The organism is bacterium (assembly GCA_022616075.1).
In the GTDB taxonomy this organism is placed as follows: domain Bacteria; phylum Acidobacteriota; class HRBIN11; order JAKEFK01; family JAKEFK01; genus JAKEFK01.
On record JAKEFK010000002.1, the window covers coordinates 22,206 to 30,411 of the forward strand.

Annotated in this window: 9 protein-coding genes and 1 pseudogene; 7 read left to right on the top strand and 3 right to left on the bottom strand. The window is 47.7% G+C overall.

Annotation, left to right across the window (positions count from 1 at the left end):
• Nucleotides 1-95 precede the first annotated feature (95 nt).
• Nucleotides 96-487 (top strand): annotated as a pseudogene (locus tag L0156_00160) (GxxExxY protein).
• A gap of 35 nt (nucleotides 488-522) precedes the next feature.
• Here the strand turns inward: L0156_00160 and L0156_00165 are convergent.
• Genes L0156_00165 through L0156_00175 form a run of 3 tightly spaced genes read right to left on the bottom strand, consistent with a single transcriptional unit; the run spans nucleotide 523 to nucleotide 1,818 of the window.
• A complete protein-coding gene (locus tag L0156_00165) occupies nucleotides 523-1,338 on the bottom strand; it encodes an aldo/keto reductase (protein MCI0601406.1) in 816 nt (271 codons plus the stop codon).
• A gap of 11 nt (nucleotides 1,339-1,349) precedes the next feature.
• Nucleotides 1,350-1,586: a hypothetical protein gene (locus L0156_00170; protein ID MCI0601407.1), complete on the bottom strand. Its 237-nt coding sequence runs from the start codon at nucleotides 1,584-1,586 to the stop codon at nucleotides 1,350-1,352.
• A 4-nt stretch (nucleotides 1,587-1,590) separates the two neighbouring features.
• Nucleotides 1,591-1,818, bottom strand: a complete 228-nt coding sequence (locus tag L0156_00175) for a hypothetical protein (GenBank protein ID MCI0601408.1) — start codon at nucleotides 1,816-1,818, stop codon at nucleotides 1,591-1,593.
• A gap of 148 nt (nucleotides 1,819-1,966) precedes the next feature.
• Between L0156_00175 and L0156_00180 the strand changes: the two genes are divergently transcribed.
• The 6 genes from L0156_00180 (at nucleotide 1,967) to L0156_00205 (ending at nucleotide 8,187) form a co-directional block, all read left to right on the top strand.
• A complete protein-coding gene (locus L0156_00180; GenBank protein MCI0601409.1) occupies nucleotides 1,967-3,442 on the top strand; it encodes a DUF4331 domain-containing protein in 1,476 nt (491 codons plus the stop codon).
• A 147-nt stretch (nucleotides 3,443-3,589) separates the two neighbouring features.
• Nucleotides 3,590-4,186, top strand: coding sequence for a YceI family protein (locus L0156_00185; protein ID MCI0601410.1), 597 nt, complete (start codon nucleotides 3,590-3,592; stop codon nucleotides 4,184-4,186).
• Between the two features lie 55 nt (nucleotides 4,187-4,241).
• On the top strand, nucleotides 4,242-4,463 hold the full coding sequence (locus tag L0156_00190; GenBank protein MCI0601411.1) for a hypothetical protein: 222 nt from the start codon (nucleotides 4,242-4,244) through the stop codon (nucleotides 4,461-4,463).
• Nucleotides 4,450-5,826, top strand: a complete 1,377-nt coding sequence (locus L0156_00195) for an SAM-dependent methyltransferase (GenBank protein ID MCI0601412.1) — start codon at nucleotides 4,450-4,452, stop codon at nucleotides 5,824-5,826. Before L0156_00190 ends, L0156_00195 begins: the two co-directional genes overlap by 14 nt.
• A gap of 87 nt (nucleotides 5,827-5,913) precedes the next feature.
• Entirely contained in the window at nucleotides 5,914-6,354 is a 441-nt protein-coding gene (gene mscL / locus L0156_00200; protein ID MCI0601413.1) for a large conductance mechanosensitive channel protein MscL, read from the top strand.
• On the top strand, nucleotides 6,355-8,187 hold the full coding sequence (locus L0156_00205) for a S9 family peptidase (protein MCI0601414.1): 1,833 nt from the start codon (nucleotides 6,355-6,357) through the stop codon (nucleotides 8,185-8,187). It begins immediately after the preceding gene.
• Nucleotides 8,188-8,206 lie beyond the last annotated feature (19 nt).

The window sequence follows — 8,206 nt, forward strand, 5'->3', positions numbered from 1 at the left end:
CCTGCGGAGCGGCCGGCTGAACCCCGCCTCAGCCGGCCCTTTTTTAAAAACAACCGCCAAGACGCCAAGGCGCCAAGGCGCCAAGAGGAGGATAAATGGTGAAGAAGGAACCAAGTAGACAACTTGACGAAATCGTGCGAAAGGTGATCGGTGCTGCTATTCAGGTTCATCGGTGTCTCGGACCTGGCTTCCTGGAATAATTTACGAAGAAGCACTTTGTATTGAGCTTAAATTGCAGAAGATTCAGTTCGTCAGGCAATATCCCGTGACGCTAAAATACAAATCTCATGTGATCGCGCGCAATCGCGTCGATTTGTTGGTCGAAAGCGAACTCATTGTTAAAGTGAAAGCAGTAGATTTACTGGCACCAATACATGGTGCCCAGGTAATCTCTTACTTAAGAGCAACAAGACATCAACTTGGCTTGCTGATTAATTTCAACGTTCCACAACTTAAACAGGGAATACGAAGAATAATATTGTCCTAAATCTTGGCGCCTTGGCGCCTTGGCGGTTAATAAATTCAATCAAATATGAGTTTACGGAGGAGGAAAGTATGGGCATGATGATTGTAGACATTTGTGCCGATGCGCCGCATCCAGGCCAGTTCATCTGCCGACATTGGTGGCAAGTGCAATACTCGAAGCGCTTCTTCCATTTCCTTGCGGTTTTTGGGACCGCTGAGACATATATCTACTGACGGCTCGTGCAAACAAAAACGGTAGCAATCGCTTGCCGCGGCGGTTCGTTCTCCCGACACGTTTTTCAAAAGGGTACCCCAGCGAGTCGCGGTATAACAAACAACGCCGGGACGATTTTCAGCCGGAAGATGAGAAAACACCTCCGTTTCGGCGCCCGTATGCGCGGCATTATAGCGAACCATCAGGATGTCAAACAGGCCGATGTCAATATAGGAGCGTAAGCGGGAACGATCATGCGCTGATATCGCCAGAAAGCGCACTTTGCCGCTATCGCGAATGCGCAGGATTTCATCTACTAATTCATGAGTCGGCGGTTTATCCATTTTCCCAAGGATCAAAATATCCGCGTGCTCCAGATGTAACTTCTTCAGCGCGATATCAACGCTTTTCCGGAGTATTCCTGGCCATGGTGAGTAGCTTTGAATGGCAACGACCAGTGCGTCTCGATGATGAGGCGCAAGCTCGTGAATGGCTTTTGCCATGGCGGCGCGGCGTACAGTTCCAAAATAGAAGTAGTTGATACCCTTTTCAAAAGCTTCGATGAGTGAGGAAGTGTCCACTCCATACGAACAACCGATACCCATTCTGCTGACAAGCAGTCCTGTTCGCCCCAGAGGAATCTTGTCTGAATAGGTCATTGGAGTAATTGTTATTGAGCTTCTTCTGCAGCTTTTTCCAATTCTCTTGTATCCCGATCAGTGGATTCTTTGGCTTCGTTTGCGTAGTCTTTCGTCCCGAAGGCTCCATCCGGAGTCTTATACTCTCTGGGTTGATCACGCGCTTCTTCTGCTTCTTGCCTTCGCTTTTCTTCTTCCGTCAGCTTCGGGTGTGGAGCACTGCATCCGATCAATAGAACCAAACAGCAAATTGTGAGTACATATCGCATAGTTTTAGTTTGATTCCTTCAGCACTTTTGAATCTTCCTGGCGTTGAGAATCTATTCTTTTTTTGACTTCTTTCGCTCCTTTATAAGCTTTAATTGCCGTAGGAGCAGTTTTATCCCCTATGTTTTCCGGTAGGGCCTCAGCGGCTGTTTCCTCCTGTGTTTTTTCCGGCTTCTTATCCGATTTGCAGCAAATCAGGGAAAGAGAAAGAACAATTAGGATGATAAATCTCACTATTCTAAGTATAGCAGGAGCCACCCCATGAAACCCGGAAACCCTCATTTCTTGGCGTCCTTGGCGCCCTGGCGGTTAATTCTCAATCCAAAATACGCCTCCTTTCCGTATAAAAGCTAGCGGCAAACGCCGTAAAAAGGAGGAACAAATGCGAACGAAGATTTTTCTTTTAGGCCTCGTTGGAATGGCGCTAGCGCTGTGCTTCGCCACTCCCACCGTAGCCTCAAGCCATCGGGAGGCTCAAGCTATTCTCGAGGACCCTGCCGTCGACAACACCGACATGTATGCATGGGTATCGGATGGCGACCATTCGAAACTTTACCTGACAGCCGGCTATAACGGATTGCATGAACCTGGACAGGGGAACCAGCAAACACGGTTAGGCTGTAACGTTCTTTACGAGTTTCACATCTCGAGAGGAATTGGTTCTCTCGATGATGAAGTAACTTATCAAATTAAGCTCAATTGTGGAAAACCAACACGCGTCGATATTACGGATCTCAGTTTGCCTCCGGGGGGCGGCAAGGAACTTCTTGTACAGCTGAGCGGGCAGCAAATCACTTATACAGTCACAAAAATTGCGGGGGGACAGAGAAGCGTGATCGGCAACAACTGCAGGATGGCACCACCCAATGTTGGTCCGGCCACGGACCGGATCGCTTATGGTCTGGGACCATTCACGGGATATGATGGGAACAATCCCAGCCAGTTTGAAGATGGACTCTACAACAAAGAGTTCGTCCAAAGTTTCATCTGCGATATGGGTTCTGAAGGACGCGCTTTTGTGGGTGTCATGGATGATGCATATCAACTGGATGAAAAAGGAATTTTCGATATTCTCAACCTGGCAAATTTTCCGGGCGGCCGCAGATCTAAAGGGGAAGATGTATTTGCCGGTTTCAATTTAAATGTAATGGCTCTCGAAGTGCCCACCACCACAGTTTTGGGAGGTCCGATCCCGCATAACGGAACTTGTGGTGACGATACACTTCTTTCCGTCTGGGCTTCTGCAAGCCGCAGAAAAAACCGGACTCTAAAGAAAAGTGGAATGGACACAGAAAGAGGTCCATGGGTGCAGGTGGGACGTCAAGGTTTACCCCTTGTTAACGCCGGATTGATTGGAACTCAAGATCAGACCAAGTTTTTGCGAACAACTCCTTTGACGGACGTTGCCAATTTCGCAGGCTACTTCTTGAATCCTATTCTGGTACGTGATATCGAATTTCTTGGACTCTATCGCGCACTTGGCGTACCTCAAGCAACAGTCGACACCCTGAAAAGTGGACGCGTGGATATTTTGCAAGTAATCAACCTGGACAATATACCCGCAGCAGGTTGTCACCATGTTCCGATTGAGGCTGGTAAAACTGGAGACGTGCTCCGTCTTGACGTTGCAACGGACTCTCAGTTTCCCAACGGCCGAAAGATTGGCGGTGGGGCAACACCGAAAGACACTCAGGTTGATGTAAGTGACGTCATCATTAGCCTAATCCTTGTCGGCAACCCCGCTGCAGGCATAGGCGACAGTGTGAACCAAAATGACCGGTCTTACCTTACCGAATTTCCGTTTTACGCTTTGCCGCATCAAGGTCTGAACGGAGGCCATGGAAAACCGGCTCCATAAATAGAAATTACAGCAGCTTAAGTGCGGGGATTCGGAATCTTGTTCCGGATCCCCGTGCCGCTCACCCAAAATACTCACTCTCCCCGCCCTTGACAAATTGCACAGACACCTTTAACTCTTAACCCTCAGTACTCTAATGGAGGAACTATGAAAAAAGTGTCTATCACTTCAGTCGGACTCCTTTTTCTGTTCGTCACGACTGTCTTTGCAGCCGATACGTTCGCGCCGGATAAAGACCACAGTCAGGTGACCTTTACGACGCAGCATCTTGTGATCAGTAAAGTCAGTGGAAGATTCAAAGAGTTTGATGCCGTCGTTGCTTATGATCCCAAAGATATTTCAAACTCCAGCTTGAATGGGACGATCAAAACTGCAAGTCTGTCAACGGACAATGAAAAACGAGACACGCATTTAAAAAGCCCGGATTTTTTTGATGTGCAAAAATACCCTGAAATCACTTTCGCAAGCAAAAAAACAGAGAAAAAGGGAAATGAGATCTGGTTAACCGGAGATTTAACGATCCGCGGCGTGACAAAAAGCATTTCTTTCCCGGTAACGATTGTTGGGCCCGTAAAGGATCCATGGGGAAACTCAAGACTCGGAGTCGAGGCATCCCTAAAATTGAATCGTCAGGACTTCGGAGTTTCCTGGAATAGTCCTCTCGAAGGGGGTGGCTTTGTTGTGGGTGATGAAGTTGTCATCAAAATTGACTCTGAGCTTGTCCAGCAAGTACCTAAAAAGTAGTTTCGCGATTTATCGCGCCTTCTGTAGTATCATAGGACGTTTTGGAGAGATTCTAGTGAAACACCTGATTCTATTATTGTCCCTTCTTCTGCTGCTGATAGCGAAAGATTCAGAAGCTTACATCGATCCTGGCAGTGGAAGTTATGTCCTGCAGTTGCTCGTTGCGAGTTTCTTCGCCGTCCTCTTTACTTTGAAAATGTTTTGGCGAAACATCAAAGCCTTCTTCTCCAGGACCGGCGGGAATAAGAACGAAAGTGCCGGCAGTGAGCAAAGTTAATCCTGCTTCTTTTCGAGATCCTAGCGGCTTCGTTTTTACCAGTGAAGGAATTCTATACCGGCAGGTTCAACAGAGCTATCAAGAACATTATGAGCGCCTGATTCAATCAGGGCTGTATGAGGATCTAATTCGCTCAAAATTCCTGCTCCCTCATGAGGAAACCGATCTCAACCTCGCTTTGAATGGTTCCGCTTATAAGATTCTGAGGCCCGAGCTGATTCCCTTTCTTTCCTATCCTTACGAGTGGTCCTTCAGCCAATTAAAGGATGCAGCTCTCACAACGCTGGAGATACAAAAGGCAGCTTTTCTGAAAGGAATGATGTTAAAAGACGCAAGCGCGTTTAACTTTCAGTTCCTGCAAGGCAAGCCGGTAATGATTGATACGCTTTCCTTTGAAGTGTACAAGCAGGGGGAACCATGGATTGCCTACCGGCAGTTCTGCCAGCATTTCCTGGCGCCACTTGCATTAATGTCGACCCGGGATGTGCGTTTGAATCAGCTTTTCCGTATTTATATAGATGGTCTTCCGTTGGATTTAGCGTCAGGTCTTCTTCCTTTTCGCACGCGGTTCAAACCGTCTCTTTTCACGCACATCCACCTTCATGCAAGAAGTCAAAAGCGTTATGCAACAAAAATTGTGAAGAAAGATCAATACAAAATCAGCGCATTCCAATTGAGGGCACTCATCGATAGTCTCGAATCTGCAATTCGCAGTCTGGAATGGAAAGCGGAAGGCACGGAGTGGGGCGACTATTACGATAGCACGAACTATAAGGAAGGCTCATTTGAACATAAGAAAACCACTGTGGAAAACTATCTCAAGGAAACAAATCCGAAACTGCTTTGGGATTTGGGAGCGAACACTGGAATTTTTAGCCGTCTTAGCTCGAACCGGGATATTCAGACAATCGCATTTGACATCGACCCTGTTGCGGTCGAAAAAAATTACCGGCAGGTAAAAGCAAAGGAAGAAACGCACCTCCTACCCCTGATTCTGGACCTGACCAACCCTAGTCCTTCGATCGGATATGAAAACCGCGAGAGATTGTCCCTGGAGGAAAGAGGCCCTGCCGATACTGTCCTGGCTCTTGCGCTGCTGCATCACCTTGCGATTTCAAACAATGTGCCTCTTGCAAGGGTGGCCGAATACTTTTCCCGTTTGTGTCGATGGTTGGTCATCGAATTTGTCCCGAAAAGTGACTCACAGGTTCAGAGGCTTCTGGCCACTCGTCAAGATATCTTTCCCTCTTACAGGCAGGATGCATTCGAAACGGAGTTCGGCAATTTTTTTGCTATCAAGGATTCAACGAGAATCAACGACTCTGAACGGACCGTGTATTTGATGCAAAAAAAGAAGGTCTGAACTTACCATTCTACTCTTTGCGCAAAACACCCTTCAGTGGGAAGATGGAACAAACAAAATGAAAAAAATCCACAAAGGAGTGACACTATGAAGCTGATAAAAGAGTTCAGGGAATTTGCGGCAAGAGGGAATGTTGTCGATCTGGCAGTGGCCGTCATTATGGGCGGCGCATTCGGCAAGATCGTTACTTCATTCGTGAATGATGTGATCATGCCTCCAGTTGGGTTGATTCTGGGGAATGTAAATTTCAGCAATCTGTTTATCAGTCTGTCGGGAAAATACGAAACACTGGAAGAAGCAAAAAAAGCCGGAGCCGCAACTATTAACTACGGTGTTTTTTTGCAAACGGTCCTTGATTTTCTTATTGTTGCTTTTGTCATGTTCCTTCTGGTGAAGCAGATCAATCGCTTGAGAGCGGGCGCGGAAGTTCCACCGCCTTCAACAAAAGATTGTCCGTATTGCATCGCAAACATTCCGCTGAAGGCGACCCGGTGTCCTCAGTGCACATCTCAATTGCAGGCCGCATAAGTGGTTGAACTCATACCGCGAGCCGTGCTTTTCGGAAATCCGGTCAGAGTGCATCCCCTTATCTCACCGGATGGCAAAAAACTCGCCTTTCTAGCTCCGGTTGATAGTGTTTTAAATGTCTGGGTAGGCGATCTAAACTCAGACAGCTTTATTCCCGTAACCAAAGACACCGATCGCGGGATCCGCATCTATTTCTGGGGCGAAGACAATCGACACATCTTTTACTTACAGGACATCGGAGGAAACGAAAACTGGCGGCTTTATGCGGTTCATCTTGAGACCGGAGAAGTCCGCGATCTTACTCCATTCGAAAATGTTCAGGTTCAGATTATTCAGTACCACAAACATTTTCCTGATGACCTGTTGATTGCCATGAACCAGGAGAACGAGCAACTCCATGATATTTATCACCTGCACATTCCCACTGGAAAAATTACGATGCGCGCAAAGAATCCCGGATCTTATGCGGGGTGGGTTTCCGACTTTCATCTGAAAGTAAGGGGCGCACTCGAAGCCACTCCCGAAGGCGGCTTTCGTTTGATGGTTCGTGAGACTGAATCTGACGAATGGAAAACGAGTGCTGTTTGGGAGCAGGAAGACAGTCTGACCAGCGCACCGCTCTTTTTTTCCAGGGATGGAAAACACCTGTGCTTGAAAGATTCGCGTAACGTGAACGCCGCGCGCCTGATGAAAATGGAAATCGCCACGGGATCGATTGAAGTCATTCTCGAAGATCCGGAATACGATGTCGGCGACGTGATCGTGCATCCGGACACATATGAGGTTCAGGCCGTAGGTTTTTCAAAGGCCCGCGAAGAATGGATTGTTGTAGATCACTCGATTTCGGAGGATATCTCCAGCGTTCAGAAATTGCATCACGGCGATTTCTTTTTAAGCAGCCGAGATCAAGCCGATAGAAACTGGATCGTGGGATTCACCGCGGATAACGGGCCGGTTCCTTATTACCTGTATGACCGCGAACAGAAAAAAGCCACTTTCCTCTTTGATCACAGGCCAGAGTTGAAAAAATACAAGCTAGCCACTATGGAGCCGATTTCCTTTACATCCAGCGACGGTTTGAGGATTCACGGTTACATAACCTTTCCTCCCGAACAACCTCGCGCGAACTTACCCATGGTTTTGAATGTTCATGGAGGGCCGTGGCATCGCGATTCCTGGGGATACAACCCGGAAGCTCAATGGTTTGCCAACCGCGGTTATGTATGCATGCAGATAAATTTTCGTGGGTCCACGGGATACGGCAAAAACTTTCTGAATGCCGGAGACCGCGAGTGGGGCGGAAAAATGCATCAGGATCTCGTGGATGCGGCGCAATGGGCCATTGATCAGGGCTATGCGGATCCCAAAAAAGCTGCTATCTATGGAGGATCCTACGGGGGATATGCTTCGCTGGTAGGAGCTACGTTTACGCCGGATCTGTTTCGCTGCGCGGTAGCAATTGTCGGTCCCAGCAATCTCATCACGTTCATTCGAAGTATTCCAGCATACTGGTCCACTTTTCTTGCAATCCTTCACAAGCGGGTTGGCAATCCGGATACGGAAGAGGAATTTCTGATTTCACGCTCCCCTCTTTGGCGCGTAAATGAAATCAAGATTCCCATGCTGATTGCGCAGGGAGCCAATGATCCACGGGTCAAACAAGCTGAGTCGGAACAGATCGTGGAAGCGATGAAACAAAAAGGGATCCCGCATGAATATCTCCTATTCCCCGATGAAGGACATGGTTTTGCAAAGCCTGAAAATAGATTGCGGTTCTATGAAGCAGCCGAAAAATTTCTCGCTCAACATCTCGGTGGCCGCTACGAAGAATAACTTAAACGCAAAGGCGCAA